At 67.8% G+C, this 19,655-nt stretch carries 17 protein-coding genes; 11 read left to right on the top strand and 6 right to left on the bottom strand.

Annotated features, from left to right (window positions below):
• The first annotated feature begins 16 nt into the window (after positions 1-16).
• The 4 genes from AC1MBE_RS00470 (at position 17) to AC1MBE_RS00485 (ending at position 3,186) form a co-directional block, all read left to right on the top strand.
• Positions 17-886: a universal stress protein gene (locus tag AC1MBE_RS00470; RefSeq protein ID WP_479780052.1), complete on the top strand. Its 870-nt coding sequence runs from the start codon at positions 17-19 to the stop codon at positions 884-886.
• Between the two features lie 255 nt (positions 887-1,141).
• On the top strand, positions 1,142-2,353 hold the full coding sequence (locus tag AC1MBE_RS00475; RefSeq protein WP_479780053.1) for an inorganic phosphate transporter: 1,212 nt from the start codon (positions 1,142-1,144) through the stop codon (positions 2,351-2,353).
• Positions 2,350-2,571: a hypothetical protein gene (locus tag AC1MBE_RS00480; protein WP_346958177.1), complete on the top strand. Its 222-nt coding sequence runs from the start codon at positions 2,350-2,352 to the stop codon at positions 2,569-2,571. Before AC1MBE_RS00475 ends, AC1MBE_RS00480 begins: the two co-directional genes overlap by 4 nt.
• Before the next feature lie 66 nt (positions 2,572-2,637).
• Positions 2,638-3,186, top strand: a complete 549-nt coding sequence (locus AC1MBE_RS00485) for a dihydrofolate reductase family protein (RefSeq protein WP_479780054.1) — start codon at positions 2,638-2,640, stop codon at positions 3,184-3,186.
• A gap of 76 nt (positions 3,187-3,262) precedes the next feature.
• Here AC1MBE_RS00485 and AC1MBE_RS00490 read toward each other — a convergent pair whose 3' ends face one another.
• Complete coding sequence (locus AC1MBE_RS00490) at positions 3,263-3,727, bottom strand: hotdog fold thioesterase (protein ID WP_479780056.1); 465 nt, start codon at positions 3,725-3,727, stop codon at positions 3,263-3,265.
• Here AC1MBE_RS00490 and polA point away from each other — a divergent pair.
• The 3 genes from polA (at position 3,726) to rpsA (ending at position 9,641) form a co-directional block, all read left to right on the top strand.
• The gene (polA, locus tag AC1MBE_RS00495; RefSeq protein WP_479780058.1) at positions 3,726-6,629 is read left to right on the top strand and encodes a DNA polymerase I; all 2,904 of its coding nucleotides are present in this window, start codon (positions 3,726-3,728) and stop codon (positions 6,627-6,629) included. The genes AC1MBE_RS00490 and polA overlap by 2 nt on opposite strands.
• A 39-nt stretch (positions 6,630-6,668) precedes the next feature.
• A complete protein-coding gene (locus tag AC1MBE_RS00500) occupies positions 6,669-7,955 on the top strand; it encodes a GNAT family N-acetyltransferase (RefSeq protein WP_479780060.1) in 1,287 nt (428 codons plus the stop codon).
• Between the two features lie 210 nt (positions 7,956-8,165).
• Complete coding sequence (gene rpsA, locus AC1MBE_RS00505) at positions 8,166-9,641, top strand: 30S ribosomal protein S1 (protein WP_479780062.1); 1,476 nt, start codon at positions 8,166-8,168, stop codon at positions 9,639-9,641.
• 329 nt (positions 9,642-9,970) lie between these two features.
• Here rpsA and AC1MBE_RS00510 read toward each other — a convergent pair whose 3' ends face one another.
• The 3 genes from AC1MBE_RS00510 to AC1MBE_RS00520 all read right to left on the bottom strand — a co-directional run bounded on the left by AC1MBE_RS00510 (position 9,971) and on the right by AC1MBE_RS00520 (position 11,794).
• Positions 9,971-10,408, bottom strand: coding sequence for a DUF1810 domain-containing protein (locus tag AC1MBE_RS00510; protein WP_479780063.1), 438 nt, complete (start codon positions 10,406-10,408; stop codon positions 9,971-9,973).
• A gap of 176 nt (positions 10,409-10,584) precedes the next feature.
• On the bottom strand, positions 10,585-11,109 hold the full coding sequence (locus AC1MBE_RS00515) for a GNAT family N-acetyltransferase (protein WP_479780064.1): 525 nt from the start codon (positions 11,107-11,109) through the stop codon (positions 10,585-10,587).
• Positions 11,093-11,794 (bottom strand): IMPACT family protein, encoded by a 702-nt coding sequence (locus tag AC1MBE_RS00520; protein ID WP_479780065.1) that lies wholly within the window; start codon positions 11,792-11,794, stop codon positions 11,093-11,095. Before AC1MBE_RS00520 ends, AC1MBE_RS00515 begins: the two co-directional genes overlap by 17 nt.
• A gap of 22 nt (positions 11,795-11,816) precedes the next feature.
• Here AC1MBE_RS00520 and coaE point away from each other — a divergent pair, with 22 nt between their 5' ends.
• The 4 genes from coaE to AC1MBE_RS00540 all read left to right on the top strand — a co-directional run bounded on the left by coaE (position 11,817) and on the right by AC1MBE_RS00540 (position 17,778).
• On the top strand, positions 11,817-13,058 hold the full coding sequence (gene coaE / locus AC1MBE_RS00525; protein ID WP_479780067.1) for a dephospho-CoA kinase: 1,242 nt from the start codon (positions 11,817-11,819) through the stop codon (positions 13,056-13,058).
• 40 nt (positions 13,059-13,098) lie between these two features.
• A complete protein-coding gene (gene uvrB, locus AC1MBE_RS00530) occupies positions 13,099-15,180 on the top strand; it encodes an excinuclease ABC subunit UvrB (RefSeq protein ID WP_479780069.1) in 2,082 nt (693 codons plus the stop codon).
• Positions 15,181-15,358: 178 nt separating this feature from the next.
• The gene (locus tag AC1MBE_RS00535) at positions 15,359-16,387 is read left to right on the top strand and encodes a TerC family protein (protein ID WP_479780071.1); all 1,029 of its coding nucleotides are present in this window, start codon (positions 15,359-15,361) and stop codon (positions 16,385-16,387) included.
• Between the two features lie 38 nt (positions 16,388-16,425).
• Positions 16,426-17,778, top strand: coding sequence for an MFS transporter (locus AC1MBE_RS00540; protein ID WP_479780073.1), 1,353 nt, complete (start codon positions 16,426-16,428; stop codon positions 17,776-17,778).
• A 40-nt stretch (positions 17,779-17,818) separates the two neighbouring features.
• On the opposite strand, the gene AC1MBE_RS00545 is transcribed toward AC1MBE_RS00540, so the two are convergent.
• Entirely contained in the window at positions 17,819-19,084 is a 1,266-nt protein-coding gene (locus AC1MBE_RS00545) for an alpha/beta fold hydrolase (RefSeq protein WP_479782701.1), read from the bottom strand.
• Positions 19,085-19,148: 64 nt separating this feature from the next.
• Positions 19,149-19,649, bottom strand: coding sequence for an N-acetyltransferase family protein (locus AC1MBE_RS00550; RefSeq protein WP_479780074.1), 501 nt, complete (start codon positions 19,647-19,649; stop codon positions 19,149-19,151).
• Positions 19,650-19,655: the final 6 nt, after the last annotated feature.

Raw genomic sequence — 19,655 nt, forward strand, 5'->3', positions numbered from 1 at the left:
AAGAGCAGGATTCAGCATGAGTAAACCAATTGTCGTCGGCATCAACGGTTCGGCGGGCAGCGTAGCCGCGCTAGCGTGGGCGCTGGAGCGCGCTGCCCAGCACAAACTCCAGGTCCTGTGCGTCCACGCCGTGGATGACCGCTGGATGTCGCCGGACTTCCAGTATCACGAGCTCATCCGCGAGTCGGGCATGGAACTGCTGGAGAAGGCCAAGGCCAACGCGAAAAACCAGGCCCCGGACGTGGACGTGGATGTCCAGCTCCGGCACGGCAGCCCCGGCTCGGCACTGCGGGAGGTGTCCAAGGAAGCCTCGATGGTGGTGGTTGGATGCCACGACAAGCACTGGATGGATGGCGGGCCCATGACGGACCGCGCCCTCCAGATCGTTTCCGCGTCGGACAGTCCGGTGGCCGTCATCCCCGGCGCCGGCAGCACCGGCAAGCGCGGTGTGGTGGTCGGCGTGGACGGGTCCGAAGAGTCCCTCCAGGCCGTGGCGTTTGCCGCTGCCGAGGCCGACCGCGGCGGCGACGAGCTCACCGTCGTCCTGGCCTTCCGCAGTCCGGCCCGCTGGGTTGAGCACCAGCTGCCCGAAAGCGGACTCGCCGAGACCATCGTCGAGGAGGACCGGGTGGTCCTGGCCGAATCCGTGGCCGGCCTCGGGGACAAATACCCCGACCTGGTGGTCCACCAACGCCTCGAAACCGATACCGATCCGGCGAAGGCACTCGTTGACATCGCCCGGGAGGCGCGCCTGCTGGTGGTCGGCAGCCGCGGCCGCGGCGGTTTCTCCCGGCTGGTGCTCGGCTCCACCGCCCACGCGGTGCTGCTGAACGTGCCGTGCCCCACCGTGGTGACCCGGGTGCACAAGGTCAAGCACGAGGACTGACGCCACCGACGGACCAATTGCCAGCGAGGCCCCCTTCATATGGAGGGGGCCTTCCTGCCGCCGGTCCGGCTCCGGGAGCGGCCCACAGCCCGTGTTTTGCCCCGCACCCATTGGCACGTACGATCTATAAGGTTTCAAGACAGCTTTGGTGAACTGCGCAAGTGACTTCGGCTAAACAGCCGGTGAACATCGACCCAACCAGACCGCCACGGGGAATGAAACTGCTGACCGTCGACTCTGCAGATTGGGCAACAGGTGGAAATCACCGTAATGGTGGCGCTAGTCATAACGCTGGCGCTGTTCTTCGACTTCACTAACGGATTTCACGACACTGCCAACGCGATGGCTACGCCCATCGCCACCGGCGCCATCAAGCCCAAGACCGCCGTCGCCCTCGCAGCCGTGCTGAACCTGGTGGGCGCCTTCCTGTCCACCGAAGTGGCGAAGACGGTGTCCGGCGGCATCATCCGGGAAGGCTCCGACGGCATCCAGATCACCCCGGACATCATCTTCGCCGGCCTGATGGGCGCGATTCTCTGGAACATGATCACCTGGCTCAAGGGCCTGCCCTCCAGCTCCTCGCACGCGCTGTTCGGCGGCCTGATCGGCGCCGCCATCGCCGGAATCGGGCTGAACTCGGTGAACTTCGCCTCGGTGCTCCAGAAAGTCCTCCTGCCCGCTGTTTTCGCCCCGGTGATCGCGGCCCTCGTGGCTTACGTCTGCACCCGGCTCGCCTACGCGCTGACCTCGCGGCACGATCCCGAGACCGGCAGCAAGCTCACGCAGAAGCGCGGCGGGTTCCGCACCGGGCAGATCTTCACGTCCAGCCTGGTGGCCCTCGCGCACGGCACGAACGACGCGCAGAAGACCATGGGCATCATCACCCTGGTCCTGATTTCGGCCGGCAGCCAGGCCCCCGGCTCCGGCCCGCAGCTCTGGGTCATCGCAGCCTGCGCCCTGGCCATCGCTATCGGCACGTACTCCGGCGGCTGGCGGATCATCCGGACCATGGGCTCCGGCCTCACCGACGTCAAACCCGCCCAGGGCTTCGCCGCCGAAACCAGCACCGCCGCCGCCATCCTGGCCTCCTCCCACCTGGGTTTTGCCCTGTCCACCACGCACGTGGCCTCGGGCTCGGTCATCGGCTCGGGGATGGGCCGGCGCGGCACCACGGTGCGCTGGGGAACCGCAGGGAAGATCGTCGTCGGCTGGCTCTTCACCCTCCCCGCCGCCGGGATCGTCGGCGCCCTGACCGCGATGCTGGTGCACACCGGAACGGTCGGATTCATCATCGCCGCGGTCGCCGGCACGGCAGCCGTGATCTACATGTTCGTCGCGTCGCGGAAATCCCACGTCGGCCACCACAACGCCGTCGAGGTCGAAGAGGCCGGCCAGGCCATCCGCTTCGCTAAGAAGAAGGCGGCTGCGGTCAGCCGCAGCAATAACTCCAAGGGTGGCCTGAAATGAAGTGGCTTGAACTCGTCCAGGTAGCGGGGGCCACCCTCGCTGCCGCCGTGACCGTGACCGTCCTCTACGCGCTGGGCGTCCGGCTGACCGCCATCGCCGGGGACGTGCGGACCACCCAGCCCGGCTGGATCCGGCCGCTCTCTTACGTGTGCTTCGGCCTCTGCGGCCTCGCCGTGCTTTTCGGGCTGTACCTGATCATCCCGTACTTCAGCAAGTAGCCGACCACACGTCAAGGGAAAGTCCGGGCTCTGGGAAAAGCCACCGCGGATGGCTACGCTGGGCCCATGCCGGGTTTCCAGTACTTCGTAGCGGCCTCCCTGGACGGCTTCATCGCCACCGCGGACGACAACCTCGACTGGCTGCTCCAGTTCGACGGCTTCGCCGGCGGCAAGGAAAGCTACGACGCGTTTATGGCCGACGTCGGGTGCATCGTGATGGGCGGCGAGACCTACGCGTGGCTGCGCGAGCACGAACCCGACAACTGGCCGTACCCCGGCACCTCCTGCTGGGTCTTCACGCACCACGAACTGGCAGCCCCGAAAGGCACGGACATCACCTTCGTCCGCGGACCCGTCACCGAATTCGCCGCCGACCTGAAAGACGCCGCCGCAGGCCGGAACGTCTGGGTGGTGGGCGGCGGAATGCTCGCCGCCCAATTCGCCGACGCCGGCCTGCTGGACGAGCTGATCCTCTCGGTCATCCCGGTGGTGCTGGGCGGCGGGAAACCGCTGCTTCCGCTGGCCCGCCCGACAGCGCCGCTGGAACTGCGTTCTTCGCGGACCATGGGCCGCGGCATCGTCGAACTCCGCTACCGCCTCGCCGGCGGCGCCTGACTGGCTCGCACGCCCGCCCGCTACGGACCGGCTACCGACAGGCGTCGGCTCACCCGGTGCCCGGCCGGGCCGTTGCCTATTCGGCGATATCGCGGAGCAGGTTCGTGATCCGCGCGGTGGAAAGCCGGCGGCCCTGCTCATCGGTCATCACAATCTCGTGCGTCGTGAGCGTGCGGCCGAGGTGGATCGCCGTGCAGGTCCCGGTGACGGTGCCGGAGGAGACCGCGCGGTGGTGCGTCGCGCCGACGTCGATCCCCAGTGCCTGCCGGCCCGGCCCGGCGTGCATGCCGGCGGCGAAGGAACCCAGCGTTTCGGCCAGCACCACGTGCGCGCCGCCGTGCAGGATGCCTGCCACCTGGGTGTTGCCCTCCACCGGCATCGTCGCCACCGTGCGTTCCGGGCTCATTTCCAGGAAGTGGATCCCCATCTTGACCACCAGGGCGCCCACCCCCATCCGGCCGAGCCAGCCGTGCAGCTCGGTGGGAACGCCGGCGGCTTCCAGTTCGGCGGCGAACGGGGCGGGCGTGAAATTGTCGATCATGGGAACTAGGCTGGCACCTGTGAGCGAAACTACCAAACCGGCCCCTTCCCCTTCTGCCGCAGGCACCACAACAGCCGCCGCAGGCGCGGCCGCAGGCACCACAACAGACACCCTGACTGACGCCGCTGCCGCGGCCGGCGGTTCCGTGCTCGTGGCCGAACCGGCGAAGAAGCCCCGCCGCAGCACCCCGGAGGTCTCCGCCACCGAGGCGCCGGTCGTCCCGATCACGGACCAGCCCCGGCTCCTGGTGCTGGACGGGCACTCGATGGCGTTCCGGGCCTTCTTCGCCCTGCCGGCGGACAAGTTCTCCACCTCCACCGGGCAGCACACCAACGCCGTGCACGGCTTTACGTCCATGCTGATCAACCTGATCAAGGCGCAAAAGCCGACGCACGTGGCCGTGGCCTTCGACGTCTCCGATGACACCACCCACCGCAAGGCCGAGTATGACGGCTACAAGGGCGGACGCAACGAGACCCCGCGGGAAATGAGCGGCCAGATCGACCTGATCGACAAGGTCATGGGCGCATGGGGCATCAAGACCATCAAGATGCCCGGCTGGGAAGCCGACGACATCCTGGCCACGCTCGCCGCGATGGGGGAGAAGGCAGGCTACGAGGTGCTGCTGGTCTCCGGCGACCGCGACGCCTTCCAGCTCATTACCGACAACGTGTTTGTGCTGTACCCCAAGAAGGGCGTCAGCGATATTCCCCGGATGGACGCGGACGCCATCCAGGAGAAGTACTTCGTCAGCCCGGCCCAGTACTCGGACCTGGCCGCCCTGGTGGGCGAGAGCGCGGACAACCTGCCCGGCGTCCCCGGCGTCGGCCCCAAGACGGCGGCCAAGTGGATCAACCTCTATGGCGGCCTCGAGGGAGTGCTGGAGAACCTCGACGCGATCGGCGGGAAGGTGGGGGACGCGCTCCGCGAAAACGTGGAAGACGTCAAGCGCAACCGGCGGCTCAACCGGCTCCGCACCGATCTCGAACTGCCCGTCACGCTGGAGGACCTCGCGGACCCGCGGCCGGACCAGGCCGCGCTCGAGGAGCTGTTCGACGCCCTCGAATTCAAGACCATCCGCACCCGGCTCTTCGCCCTCTACGGCAGCGAAGTGACCGAGGCCGAGCGGGAGAGCCTCGAAACCCCGGACTTCCTGATCCCCTCGGATGCCGCGGAGCTGGACGCCTTCCTCGCCGCCGGCGCCGGGATGCGCTCGGCCCTGGCGGTCGACCTGGTGCCCGGCCGGATCGGCGAGGACGCCGCCGCGCTGGCGGTCGTCCGCGACGACGCCGCCGCCTACCTCGACCTCGCCCGTCTGGACGCCGCCACCGAAAATGTCCTCGCAGCGTGGCTGCGCGAGGAGAAGGCGCCCAAGGTGATGCACGGGTTCAAGGCCGCCCTGAAGGCCCTGACCGCCCGCGGCCTGGAACTTGGGGGCGTGGTGGATGACACCTCCATCTCCGGCTACCTCATCCAGCCCGACCGCCGCAGCTACGAGCTCGCCGAGCTGGCCCAACACCACCTCAACATCGCGGTCTCCCCGGAAGCCGCCAAGGAAGGCCAGCTTGAGCTGGCGTTCGACGGTGACACCGCCGCCGCCGGGGCGCTGGTGCACGTCGCCGCCGTCGTCCAAGCCCTGAGCCGCTACTTCGAAGCAGAACTGAAGGAGCGCAAGGCCCAGGACCTGCTGACGACCCTGGAACTGCCGGTCAGCCGGGTCCTCGCGGACATGGAACTCGCGGGCATCGCCATTGACATGCCGCGGATGGACGAACAGCTGGCGGACCTCGCCAAAGTGATCGACAACGCCCAGGAGCAGGCGTTCGCTGCCATCGGCCACGAGGTGAACCTCGGCTCGCCCAAGCAGCTCCAGACCGTCCTGTTCGACGAGCTGGGCCTGCCGAAGACCAAGAAAATCAAGTCCGGCTACACCACCGACGCCGCCTCGCTCAAGAACCTGCTGGAAAAGACCGGGCACGAATTCCTGGTCCAGCTGATGGCGCACCGCGAGTCCTCGAAGCTGCGCCAGATGCTGGAGTCGCTGAAGAAATCCGTCACGGAAGACGGCCGGATCCACACCACCTACGCGCAGAACGTCGCCGCCACCGGCCGGATCTCCTCGAACAACCCGAACCTGCAGAACATCCCGATCCGGAGCGAGGAGGGCCGCCGCGTCCGCGGCATCTTCGTGGTCAGCGACGGTTATGAGTGCCTGCTTTCCGCGGACTACTCGCAGATCGAAATGCGCATCATGGCGCACCTCTCGGGCGACGCCGGACTGATCCAGGCGTACAAGGACGGCGAAGACCTGCACCGGTTCGTGGGGTCCAACATCTTCCATGTGCCCACGGACCAGGTCACCAGCGCGATGCGATCCAAGGTCAAGGCGATGTCCTATGGCCTGGCGTACGGTCTGACGTCGTTCGGCCTGTCCAAGCAGCTGGAAATTTCCGTCGACGAGGCACGGACCCTCATGAAGGACTACTTCGACCGGTTCGGCGCCGTCCGCGACTACCTGCGCGGCGTCGTCGACCAGGCCAGGATCGACGGGTACACCGCCACCATTGAGGGCCGCCGCCGGTACCTCCCGGACCTGACCAGTACGGACCGCCAGCTGCGCGAGAACGCCGAGCGGATCGCGCTCAACTCGCCGATCCAGGGCTCCGCGGCCGACATCATCAAGCGGGCCATGCTGGGCGTCTCCGGCGCGCTGGCCGAGCAGGGCTTGAAATCACGCATGCTGCTGCAGGTCCATGATGAACTGGTCCTCGAAGTCGCCGAGGGCGAACGCGACGCGGTCCAGAAGCTCGTGACGGACCAGATGGGCGCCGCGGCGCAGTTGTCGGTTCCGCTCGAAGTCCAGATCGGCGTCGGGTCCAGCTGGTTCGAGGCAGGGCACTAGGCCCGTTCAAGTTTGCAGTGATTCCAGGGGGAGAAGCACGTGGCAGAGCAGTATGAGATCAGGCGTTTCCGCGCGGTCGAGAAAGGCTCGGCGGAATACGGCCGGGCTGTCTCCTGGCTTCGTGGCGTCGGCATCGGGTTCTACGACGACCGGCACAAGGACGAGTTCATCGACAAGGTCATGGCGATGTACCGGGTGGACGACCGCGAAATGACGGGCGTGTACCAGACGGGCGAGGTGGCGCCGCACTCCCTGCCCGCCGACGTCCCGGTGGCCACGTTTGCCACCCTGCGCAAGGAACTGAACATCGGCTACGGCCGCCAGCTCACGGCCCAGCTGGTCACCGCCGTCACGGTGCGCGGGACCCACCGCCGGCAGGGACTGCTGCGCCGGATGATGACCGAAGACCTTGCCGCGGCCAAGGCCGACGGTGTCGCCATGGCAGCCCTGACGGCCTCGGAAGCGTCCATCTACGGCCGCTTCGGCTACGGTGTGGCGACCTTCGAGCGCAGCATCAAGGTTGACACCGGCCCGCGCTTCCGGTTGCGCCACGAGGCCGAGGGGTCGGTGGAGATCGCGGACCGCAAGGCGCTGCTGGACCTGGCGCCGGCGGTGTTCGAGCGCGCCCACACCGTCACGCCGGGCTCGATCATGCGGCAGGAAGCGTACCGGCTCCGGGTCTCAGGAACGCTGTCCCGGGACGGCAGCGAGGACGAGGCGATCAAATGCGCCCTGCACTATGACGCAGCCGGCACGGTTGATGGCTACGTCTCATACAAGTTCGCCGGCTGGGATACCGACCCCGCCACGGTCGAAATCGTGGATCTTGTGGCCGCGACCGATTCCGCCTACCTGGAACTGTGGCAGTTCCTCGGCAATATGGACCTGATTCGGCGGGTCAGCTGGAAGGAAGCTCCTGTCGACGACCCGCTGACCTGGGCCCTCGAGGATCCCCGCTGCATCGAGTCCTCGGACCACGGCGACATGCTGTGGCTGCGCGTCCTCGATCCGGTACGGGTTTTGGCGGCCCGGCGATACTCCGCCGACGGATCCCTCGTACTCCGCGTCACCGACAGCCTCGGCTTCGCGGCCGGGACGTTCGCCTTGCGGGTCGTCGGGGGAGAGGCGACAGTCACGCCGGCCCCCGACGCCGAGCCGGAGTTGTCGCTGGATGTCGCGGACCTCGGCTCCATCTACCTGGGCGCCGTCTGTCCGGTGACCCTGAAGACGGCCGGCCGGCTTACCGAACACACTCCCAGGGCGGCGCTGACGGCGCGGCTGATGTTCGCCGTCGAACGCGCACCGCACTGCCTGACGCACTTCTAGGAGGAGCCGGTGGGCTCCGTTGCGCTTTGACCGGCGTTGACGTATACGACTAGACTAAACGGGCGTGTACTACGTGTACGCAACCTAATCCACAAAATCAGGATGACCCGGCGGATCGCCTTTGATTTGCCGTGTTCTTCGCCTGTGTCGCCGACGCGGGTGGGACGGTTTGCCTGACCGACTAACTATCCACAACGGAGCCCCTACTACATGACCATCACCTCAACCGAGAAGTCCGGTACCCCCGTCGTCGCAATTAACGACATCGGTACCGCTGAGGACTTCCTCGCAGCAGTCGACGCCACCATCAAGTACTTCAACGACGGAGACCTCGTCGAAGGTACCGTCGTCAAGGTCGACCGCGACGAAGTCCTGCTCGACATCGGTTACAAGACCGAAGGTGTCATTCCCTCCCGCGAGCTTTCCATCAAGCACGACGTTGATCCCGGAGACGTCGTCTCCGTTGGCGATCAGGTCGAAGCCCTGGTGCTCACCAAGGAAGACAAAGAAGGCCGTCTGATCCTCTCCAAGAAGCGTGCTCAGTACGAGCGTGCCTGGGGCGACATCGAGAAGGTCAAGGAAGAAGACGGCGTCGTCACCGGTACCGTCATCGAGGTTGTCAAGGGTGGTCTTATCCTCGACATCGGCCTGCGCGGCTTCCTGCCGGCATCCCTCGTCGAGATGCGCCGTGTGCGCGACCTTGCTCCGTACATCGGTCAGCAGATCGAAGCCAAGATCATCGAGCTGGACAAGAACCGCAACAACGTTGTGCTGTCCCGCCGTGCCTGGCTCGAGCAGACCCAGTCCGAGGTCCGCTCCACGTTCCTCAACAAGCTGGAAAAGGGCCAGGTTCGTCCCGGCGTCGTTTCCTCGATCGTCAACTTCGGTGCCTTCGTGGACCTGGGCGGCGTAGACGGCCTCGTTCACGTTTCCGAGCTGTCCTGGAAGCACATCGACCACCCGTCCGAGGTTGTCGAAGTTGGTCAGGAAGTCACCGTCGAGGTTCTCGAGGTCGACCTGGACCGCGAGCGTGTTTCCCTGTCGCTCAAGGCTACGCAGGAAGATCCGTGGCAGACCTTCGCCCGCACCCACGCCCTCGGCCAGGTTGTTCCGGGTAAGGTCACCAAGCTGGTTCCGTTCGGCGCGTTCGTTCGCGTTGAAGACGGCATCGAAGGCCTGGTCCACATCTCCGAGCTCGCCGTGCGCCACGTTGAGCTGGCCGAGCAGGTTGTCTCCGTTGGCGACGAGCTGTTCGTCAAGGTCATCGACATCGACCTCGAACGCCGCCGCATCTCGCTGTCCCTCAAGCAGGCCAACGAGGGCGTCGACGCCGACAGCACCGAATTCGATCCGGCTCTCTACGGCATGGCCGCTGAGTACGACGAAGAGGGCAACTACAAGTACCCGGAGGGCTTCGATCCGGAGTCCAACGAGTGGCTTGAAGGCTACGAGACGCAGCGCGCCGCCTGGGAGCAGCAGTACGCTGACGCCCAGACCCGCTGGGAAGCCCACAAGAAGCAGGTTGCCCAGCACGCTGCCGACGACGCTGCCGCTGCAACGTCCGGCGAGAGCGACTCCGGCACCACCAGCTACTCCTCCGAGCCGGCCGCAGCCGAGACCGGTGCAGGCACGCTTGCATCGGACGAAGCGCTTGCCGCTCTGCGCGAGAAGCTGACCGGCAACTAATTGCCACCGGCCCGGGTTGCTCCGGGCCAGCCAAGCGGGTCCCTGCCACGTGCAGGGGCCCGCTTTGCGTTAAGCCGGGTTGCGGTGCTGCGTGGGCGTGGGGACATGCCCAGTCCTCGCGCCCAAGAGTGGACATAGTGGTGTTATGCCCACTCTTCGACGCCGCCGCGGCGCATGTCCCTTGCCGCAGGCAGCCCTCGGACTGTGCGGGGGTTGCTCGGGCGTGGGGACATGCCCAGTCCTCGCGCCCAAGGGTGGACATAGTGGGTATATGTCCACTGGTCGACGCCGCCGCGGCGCATGTCCCTAGGCCGGCGAGGCAGGAGGCACTAGGCGGATGAGGACAGAAGCCGGTCCGTGGCCTCGTCGGGGAGGCCGCCGAAGTATTTGTCCAGGATTTCCCGGAACATCGGCTCGTCGGGTGCCGCCCGAAGGAACAAGGTCGACGACGAATGCAGCTTGCGTGCGTCGACGCCGCCGAAAATTTGGTCCGCGCTGCGGTTCTCGACGTCGAGGGCCGCCCGGGCGCACTCCCTGAGACGGGGGCCCAGAAGCGGATGCTCCAGATAGGCCCGCGCCTCGTCCAAGGAGGAAATGGCATACTTCCGCGAGGTCGGGCTGAGTCCGAGGCCGGCGATCTGCGGGAAGACGAACCACATCCAGTGGCTTTGCTTCGCCCCGGCGCGAAGCTCCGAGAGTGCCCGCTGGTAGGTGCCGGTCGCGTCCTGTGCTTCCGCAAAGCGCGCGAGGTTGAAGGGGTCGTTCACGTCTGTTCTCCTGGTTCGCTCGCCGGGGCCTTTCCTTCATCCAACCACTGTTGCGGCCTCGCAGGGAGGAGCATGTCCATTCTTGGGCGCAGCCGCTGGGCATAGTGGTGTTGTGCTCATCGGTCCGGGCGGGGGTGGGGCATGTCCGTTGGGATTCGGCACCCGGGCACCGCCGGCTAGCCGAGTTTGAGGCGCGCACCCACCCGGTGACCGTCCGTTGCCAGCTCGGCGCCGGCGGAACGAAGCAGGGCCTGCGCGGCGCCGTTGCCCGTAGTTGTTTCGGCCACCAGCAGGTCCGCCCCGGCCGCGGCGGCTTCGGCCTTGACCAGCCGCAGCGCCTCCCGGCCGATGCCGCGCCCGCGGAAGCTCCGGCCGAGCCAGAGCCCGGTCTCCAGGGCCCCGCCGCCCGGCACGGCCGTAGCGGACCGGTCAGCCGGGACGCGCAGGAGCCGGATGGAACCGGCCAGCTCGCCGTCGGCCGTGATGGCCCAGGTTTTCTGCCGTGCCGGACCGTCCAGCCCTGCCGCGGCGGCGTGGTGGTAATCGCGGAACCAGCTGATCCGTTCGGTGTTCCAACCCTCGGCGGTCCCCAGCGGCGGGGTGACTTCCTCGGCGTCGGCGTCGTGCAGCGCGACCGACAGCAGCCGCTCCAGCACGTCGACCAGCGACACCACGGGCACCGGCTCAGTTGATGGCAACATCGATCCACTCCGTTTCTCCGGGCTGCAGTACGGCGCTTCCGGCCGAGAGGGCCGCGAGGCGATCAGCGGCCTGCGCCAGCCCAGCCGGGTCGTCCGGCAGCGCCAGCCGAAGAACCGTCGTCTGCGCATCATAGCTGGTACCGGCCATCACATAACCGGCCGAGCGCAGCTCATTTTCGAGTCTGCCGGCGGACGCGTGCGGCATCGGCACGGCGCAGATCCGCAGCCGCTGCCGCCGTACCAGCGGCGCGAGTTCCAGCGCGGCAGAGACGGATTCGGAATAGGCCCGGACCAGTCCGCCGGCACCGAGCAGGATGCCGCCGAAATACCGGACGACGACGGCGGTCACGTCGCTGAGGTCGGCCACGCCGGGTGCGGTTTCGCGTTTCAGCAGTGCGTCCAGCATCGGGATGCCTGCCGTGCCTGAGGGTTCGCCGTCGTCGCTGGAGCGCTGTATGCCGCGGTCCGGGCCAAGCACGAAGGCTGAGCAGTGGTGCCGCGCGTCATGGAATTCCCGGCGCAGCCCGTTGACCAGGGCCCGGGCGGTGTCCTCGTCGGCGGTGCGCTGCAGCACCGTGATGAAGCGGGACCGTTTGATCTCCAGCTCGTGGCGGACGCCGCCGCCGGCCGCCAGCGTCGTGTACGCAGTGGCCCTGCTTTCCGTAGAAACCGCGTCGACTGGCACGGCTTCAGTTTAGTCTGGTGGGGTGCTGAAGATTGGTTTGACGGGCGGCATCGCCTCAGGGAAGTCAGTGGTGGCGTCGCGGCTGCGCGAGCTCGGTGCGGTGCTGGTCGACGCCGACGCGCTGGCCCGCGAGGTGGTGGAGCCGGGTACGCCCGGACTGGCGCGGGTGGTGGAAGCCTTCAGCTCCGCGATCCTGGGCCTTGACGGCGCCCTGGACCGCGCCCGCCTCGGCGCCCTCGTCTTCGGCAACCCGGAACGGCTCGCCGTGCTGAACGGCATCATCCATCCCCTCGTCAGGGAACGCGCCGCCGCTCTCGCCGCGGCCGCCCCGAAGGGAGCCGTGGTGGTCCAGGACATCCCGCTCCTGGTCGAGACCGGCCAGGGCGCCAACTTCCACCTTGTGGTGGTCGTGGACGCCCCGGAGGACCTCAGGGTCCGGCGGATGGTGGAGCACCGCAAAATGACCGTCGAAGAGGCGAGCTCCCGGATGGCGGCCCAGGCAACGAGGGAAGCCCGGCTGGCCGCGGCCGACGTCGTGCTGGACAACTCCGGCTCCAAGGACGAACTCCGGGACGCGGTGGACAGCCTCTGGCAGCGCCGGCTGCTGCCCTTTGCGGAGAACCTGGCCAGGCAGCGGATGGCCCCGCGCACCGGCGGGCCGGTGCTCAGCCCCGCGGATCCCGACTGGCCTGCCCAGGCCGCCCGCCTGGCCGGCCGGCTGCAGGCCGTGGCGCCGCGGGACATCCTCGCCGTGGACCACATCGGGTCCACGGCCGTCCCGGGCCTCGCCGCGAAAGACGTGCTGGATCTCCAGCTCACCGTCCGGGACCTGGCGACGGCGGACCGCCTGGAACCGCTGCTGGCCGCGGCGGGGTTCCCACGCTGGCCGGGAATCGGCCCGGACAACCCCAAGCCCGCGCACCCCGACCCGGCCGAGTGGGACAAGCGGGTGCACGGCAGCGCGGACCCCGGCCGTCCCGTGAACCTGCACGTCCGGGCCGCGGGATCCCCGGGCTGGCGGTACGCGTTGTGCTTCCGCGACTGGCTGCGCGACGACGCCGCGGCCCGCGCCGGCTACCTCGCGGAAAAGCGGCGCGCGGCGCGGCGGCACGGCGTGGACAAGTCCACCGCGGCCTACGCCGCGGACAAGGAGGAGTGGTTCACGGCCTACGCCGCCCCGCGGATGGACGACTGGGCCCGGCGGACCGGCTGGCAGCCGCCGTCGTACGCCGGCCCCGGTCCGGGCGGTACAGCCCAAAGCTGAATCAGGGTTTCCTGTCGCAGCCCGGCGGTAGATTAGGTACATGAGTCTTGCGCAGCAGATCAACCGTGTCGTGGCGCCCTTCGAGGTCATCAGCGAGTTCCAGCCGGCGGGTGACCAGCCGGCCGCGATCGCCGAACTGACCGAGCGCATCAAGAACGGTGAGAAGGACGTGGTGCTGCTCGGCGCCACCGGTACCGGTAAGAGCGCGACGACGGCGTGGCTGATCGAGCAGGTCCAGCGGCCCACCCTGGTGATGGTGCAGAACAAGACCCTCGCCGCGCAGCTCGCGAACGAATTCCGCGAGCTGCTCCCGAACAACGCCGTGGAGTACTTCGTCTCTTACTACGACTACTACCAGCCCGAGGCCTACGTGGCGCAGACGGACACCTTCATCGAGAAGGACTCCTCCGTCAATGAGGAAGTCGAGCGGCTCCGGCACTCGGCCACCAACGCGTTGCTGACCCGCCGCGACGTCATCGTCGTGGCCACGGTGTCCTGCATCTACGGCCTCGGCACCCCGGAAGAATACATCGCCGGCATGGTGACGCTCCGCAAGGGCGCCGAGATGAACCGCGACGACCTGCTCCGGAAGTTCGTCTCCATGCAGTACGCCCGCAACGACATGGACTTCCACCGCGGCACGTTCCGGGTCCGCGGGGACACCGTGGAAATCATCCCGATGTATGAGGAACTGGCCATCCGGATCGAGTTCTTCGGCGACGAGATCGAGAACATCTACACGCTGCACCCGCTGACCGGCGAGGTGATCCGGGACGAGACCGAGATGTACGTCTTCCCGGCTTCGCACTACGTGGCCGGTCCGGAGCGCATGGCCCGCGCGATCAAGCGGATCGAGGACGAACTCGCCGACCGCCTCAAGGTCCTCGAGAGCCAGAACAAGCTGGTCGAGGCCCAGCGGCTCCGGATGCGCACCACCTACGACCTGGAAATGATGCAGCAGATGGGATTCTGCAACGGCATCGAGAACTACTCCTCGCACATTGACGGCCGCGCCCCGGGGACCGCGCCGCACTGCCTCCTCGACTACTTCCCGGACGACTTCCTCCTGGTGATCGATGAATCCCACGTCACCGTGCCGCAGATCGGCGCCATGTACGAGGGCGACATGTCCCGCAAGCGGAACCTCGTGGACTTCGGTTTCCGGCTGCCCTCGGCGATGGACAACCGACCGCTCAAGTGGGACGAGTTCCAGGACCGCATCGGCCAGACCGTCTACCTGTCCGCGACGCCGGGCAAGTTTGAGCTCGGCAAGGCGGACGGCTTCGTGCAGCAGATCATCCGGCCCACCGGCCTGATCGACCCCGAGGTCATCGTCAAGCCCACCAAGGGCCAGATCGACGACCTGCTGGGCGAAATCCGCATCCGCACGGCGAAGAACGAACGCGTCCTCGTCACCACGCTGACCAAACGGATGGCCGAGGACCTCACCGACTACCTGCTGGGCCACGGTGTGAAGGTCGAATACCTGCACTCCGACGTCGACACGCTGCGCCGCGTGGAGTTGCTCCGCGAACTACGGATGGGGGTCTTCGACGTCCTGGTCGGCATCAACCTGCTCCGGGAAGGCCTTGACCTCCCGGAGGTCTCGCTGGTCAGCATCCTCGACGCGGACAAGGAAGGCTTCCTGCGCTCCTCCACGTCGCTGATCCAGACCATCGGGCGTGCCGCCCGCAATGTCTCCGGCCAGGTGCACATGTATGCGGACAAAATCACTGACTCGATGGCCCACGCCATCGACGAAACGAACCGGCGCCGCGCCATCCAGGTGGCCTACAACACGGAAAAGGGCATCGACCCGCAACCGCTGCGGAAGAAGATCGCCGACATCACGGACCAGATCAACAAGGAGGACGCGGACACCCGCGAGCTGCTGGCCAGCGCGGGCAAGGCCCGCGGCAAGGGCAAGGGCAGCTCCAAGATCCGCGCCGACGGCCTCGCCGCCGCCCCGGCGGAGGACCTGGTGGGCCTGATCGAACAGCTGACCGAGCAGATGCACGCCGCAGCCGGCGAGCTGCAGTTCGAGCTCGCCGCCCGGCTCCGGGACGAGGTCGGGGAGCTCAAGAAGGAGTTGCGCCAGATGCAGTCGGCCGGGCACGCCTAGGGTAAAGTGGAACAGACGTAGGGGAGTATCCCAAGCGCTACGATCGTCAACACGCACGGCACAGACGCCCTGCCGGGCGTAGCGGGCAGCGACGCGGCACCGGAGGGCAACGGCCCCGGTGCGGCAGCTAGCCGGAGAGACTTACACCGCTTAGTTGTACCCTGCGAAAGGTATCTTTGTGCCCGAACTTCCCGTCTGGTTCGAGATCGGCTCCTTCGTCGTTCTCGGCATCATCCTCGCCATCGACCTGCTCCTGGTGCTGAAGCGCCCGCACGAGCCGTCCATGAAGGAAGCGGGCCTCTGGGTCTCCTTCTACATCGCCCTGGCGCTCGTCTTCGCGGGAGCCATGTTCCTGTTCACCGGCCCGGAGTACGGCGGCCAGTTCATCGCCGGCTGGGTGACCGAATACAGCCTCAGCATCGACAACCTGTTCGTCTTTATCATCATCATGGCGCGCTTCTCGGTACCCCGTAAGTACCAGCAGGAAGTGCTCATGGTGGGCATCATCATCGCCCTGATCCTGCGCGGCATCTTCATCCTGCTCGGCGCGATCGTGATCGAACAGTTCAGCTGGGTCTTCTACATCTTCGGCGCATTCCTGCTCTGGACCGCCTGGAAGCAGGCGCAGGACGAGGGCGAGGATGAAGAAGACAAGGAAAACCCGCTGATCGCCCGGATCCGCCGGATCCTGCCGATGTCGGAGAAGTTCGACGGCGGCAAGCTGCGCACCGAGGTCGACGGCAAGAAGGTCTTCACCCCGATGCTGATCGTCTTTGTCACCATCGGCATGACCGACCTGCTCTTCGCGGTTGACTCCATCCCGGCCATCTTCGGCCTGACCCAGAGCGCGTTCATCGTCTTCACCGCCAACATCTTCGCCCTGATGGGTCTGCGCCAGCTGTACTTCCTGCTCGGCGGCCTGATGAACCGACTGATCTACCTCAAGCACGCGCTGTCCGTCATCCTCGCCTTCATCGGCGTCAAGCTGGTGCTGCACGCCATGCACGTCAACGAACTGCCGTTCATCAACGGCGGCAAGCACATCGAATGGGCCCCGGAGATCCCGACCTACGTTTCGCTCGGGGTCATCATCGGCACCATCATCATCGCGGTCGTCGCCAGCCTGGTCAGCTCCAAGGCCACGAAGGCCAAGCTGGACGCCCGGCTCGAAGAGGACTCCCGCAAGAGCCTCACCGACGCCGAGTAGCGCCTCCGGGCGGGCCCGCCACGGGCTAAGCTCGGAGCGTGAAAACCTTTGACGCCGCGACAGCGGCCGGTACGGCGCTGCACCCGCAACGGGTGCAGCGCCGTACCGTTGTGGTGCTTAGTGCCGCCCAGCTTCTCAGCGGCGTAGGCGGCGGCGCCAGCCTGTCCGTCGGATCGCTGCTGGCCGTTCAGCTCTCCGGTTCCAACGCCTGGGCGGGCTCGGTCACCACCACCATGACCCTGGCGGCCGCGCTGGCCGCCCTGCCGCTCGCCGGTCTGGCCGGACGCCGCGGCCGCCGGTCCGCGCTGGTGACCGGGTTGCTCTCCGCGATGACCGGCGCCCTGCTGGTGATCCTGGCGACCGTCACCGGCCTCTTCCCGGTACTGCTGCTGGGCGCCGCCATGCTGGGCCTGGGCACGGCAGCCAACCTGCAGGCACGGTTCGCCGCCGTCGACCTCGCCGAGCCGGAGCACCGGGGACGCTCGCTCGCGGTGGTCGTCTGGGCGGTGACGATCGGGGCCGTGGCCGGGCCGAACCTGATCCAGCCCGGCGCGGTGGTGGGGCAGGCGCTCGGCCTGCCGCCCATCTCAGGGCCGTTCGTATTTTCGACGGCGGGACTTGCCCTCGCGGCGCTGTTGCTGTTCCTCGGGCTGCGCCCGGACCCGCTGCTGCTGGCCGCCCGGATCCGCACAGCAGACGAGGAGCCGGCGAAGGGGACGGTGGGCCGCCGGGGCAGGCATGCCCTGCGGGACGGGCTGCGCGCCGCCCGGTCCTCGCCCCGCGCCCGGCTGGCGCTGCTCGCCGTCGTCGCCGCGCACGGCTGCATGGCCGCCGTGATGTCCATGACCCCGCTGCATCTGCAGCTGCTCACCGAAGGGCCGCTGGCCGGTCACGATCCGGGGCATTCGCATGCCGCGGGCACCGACGTCTTTATCCTGATCGGTTTCACCATCTCGCTGCACATCGCCGGCATGTACGCCCTCTCACCGGTGATGGGCTGGTTCACCGACACCTTCGGCCGGCTGCCGGTGATCCTGCTGGGCCACGGCCTGATCCTGCTCGCCGCCTGCGTCGCGGGGTTCGGCCAGGTGCAGCCGGCCCTGGTCACGACCGGACTCGTGCTGCTGGGCCTGGGCTGGTCCGCGGCAACCATTGCAGGGTCCACCCTGCTCGCGGAGAGCGTCGCGGCCGGCGACCGGGTCCTCGTCCAGGGCGTCTCGGACACCCTGATGGGTGTCGCGGGAGCCGTGGGATCGGGGTTCGCCGGGCTTGTGATGAGCGGGGTCGGTTACCAAGGCCTGAACCTCGTTGCGGCGGTTGTGGCAGCCGCGGTGCTGGCAGTGGTAGTGGCGGCGGGCCCGCGCCGCACCGCTGTTCCGGCCGGGGGATGAGCCCCGGCCGGAACCGCGTCCGGAACAGCGTCGGGACCGCTTAGGCCCTGCCCGCGCGGGCCATGCCGAGCAGCCGGCTGAAGATGGCCTCGCCGTCGTCAGCGATGCCGTCGTGGTGGAACTCGTCGGTCTCCCACACCTGCAGGTGGCGCACGGCCGCGGCGGTTTCCAGCGACAGGTCCCGGTCCACGTAGATGTCATCGCTGTACACGGCGGCCGCCACCGGTACGTTGTTGAGGGCAAGCCGCTCCGGGTCGTAGAGGGGTTTCCAGTCGTCCTTCTCGGCGAGCAGCTGCGCCACGGTGCGGAGCGGACGCAGGGCCGGGTCCTGCTCGAAGTACCACGGGTAGACCATTTCGCCGGTCAGCAGCGGGTCGGCGGCGTCGGGGCGGAATTCCGGGAAGTCCTGGAGCACCCGCAGCGCAGCCCAGTCGGTGGCCTCGCCCTGGCCGTAGATGGACTCGTGCATCAGGGCGTACAGCGGGTTCGACGCGCGGGAGACGAGCCCCCGGACTTGCTCCAGGAAGCCGTCGGAGAGGCGGTCGCCGTCGGGGGTACTGACGAAGGCATCCTCGAGCAGGTGGTGCAGGCCGTCCACCCTGGTGTTGCCGCCCAGATAGGAGCCCACCATCTGGAACCGCTCCACCGTGAGCCGGCTGCCGTCGGACAGGAACTCCTCGGATTCGCGGAGGTGCCGGGCGAGCCGGCTGACCAGCTCCCTGTCCTGCGGGTACCAGCCGAAGTACTCGGTGTTCCGCGCAGCCACCCGGCGGAAGGTTGCCTGGTAGACCCGGTCCGCCGGGCCGGCCAGGGGCGCGAGACCGCCCGTGATCAGCGCCTCGCGGAGCCCCTCCGGGGCGAAGGACAGGTAGCTGAGCGCGCAGAAACCGCCGTAGCTCTGCCCGTAGATGGTCCACGGCGCGGCGCCCAGGGTCCGGCGGATCGCTTCCGCGTCGGCCACGATCGAGTCGGCCCGGAAGTGCTCCAGGTAGTGCGCCTGGTCCCGTTCGTTCCCGCGCAGCGGCAGGGTGTTGCGGTCGACGGGGGAGGACAGGCCGGTGCCGCGCTGGTCCAGCATCAGGATCCGGAAGTCCTTCGCCGCGGCCTTGCTCCAGCCGCCCAGCGCGGGGAACCGGTTGCCGCGGCCGCCGGGCCCGCCCTGCAGGTAGAGCAGCCATGGCAGTTCCGCGGCAGCCTCTTCGCTGTGGTCGGCTGAGACGTATTCGCGGGCGAAGACCGTGATCGTTTCGCCGCCGGCGCCGAAGTGGTCCAGCGGAATTTCGAAGTAGTGCTCGGCGGTGCGCATGCCGCGGTAGGCGTGCCGGGCCTTGACGATGTGCGGGACGGTAGCCGTGGTCGTCGAAACAGTGTCAGCCACGCGCGCCGGCCGTCCGGGCGCCGGCGAACGCGTCGAGGGCTTCGCCGGTGAGCCGGAAGGTGGACCATCCGTCCATCGGGGCGGCGCCGAGGTTCTTGTAGAACGCGATCGAGGGATCGTTCCAGTCCAGCACGCTCCACTCCACCCGCGCGTAGCCGCGGTCGACGGCGGTCGCGGCGAGGTGCTGCAGCAGCGCCTTGCCGTGGCCGGCGCCGCGGGCCTCGGGCATCACGTACAGGTCCTCGAGGTAGATCCCGTGCACACCTTCCCAGGTGGAGTAGTTCAGGAACCACAGCGCGAAGCCCTGGACGTCGCCGGCTTCGTTCTCCGCCATGGTCGCGTACACGCGCGGGTTCTCGCCGAACAGCACCTCCGTGAGCATTTCCGGGGTGTTCCGGACGGCGTCCGGCTCCTTTTCGTAGATGGCCAGGTCGTGGATCATCTGCAGGATGGCGGGGACGTCGTGGGCGGTGGCCGGGCGGATTACACTCATGCCCGC

This window comes from Arthrobacter sp. BG5 (genome assembly GCF_056680155.1).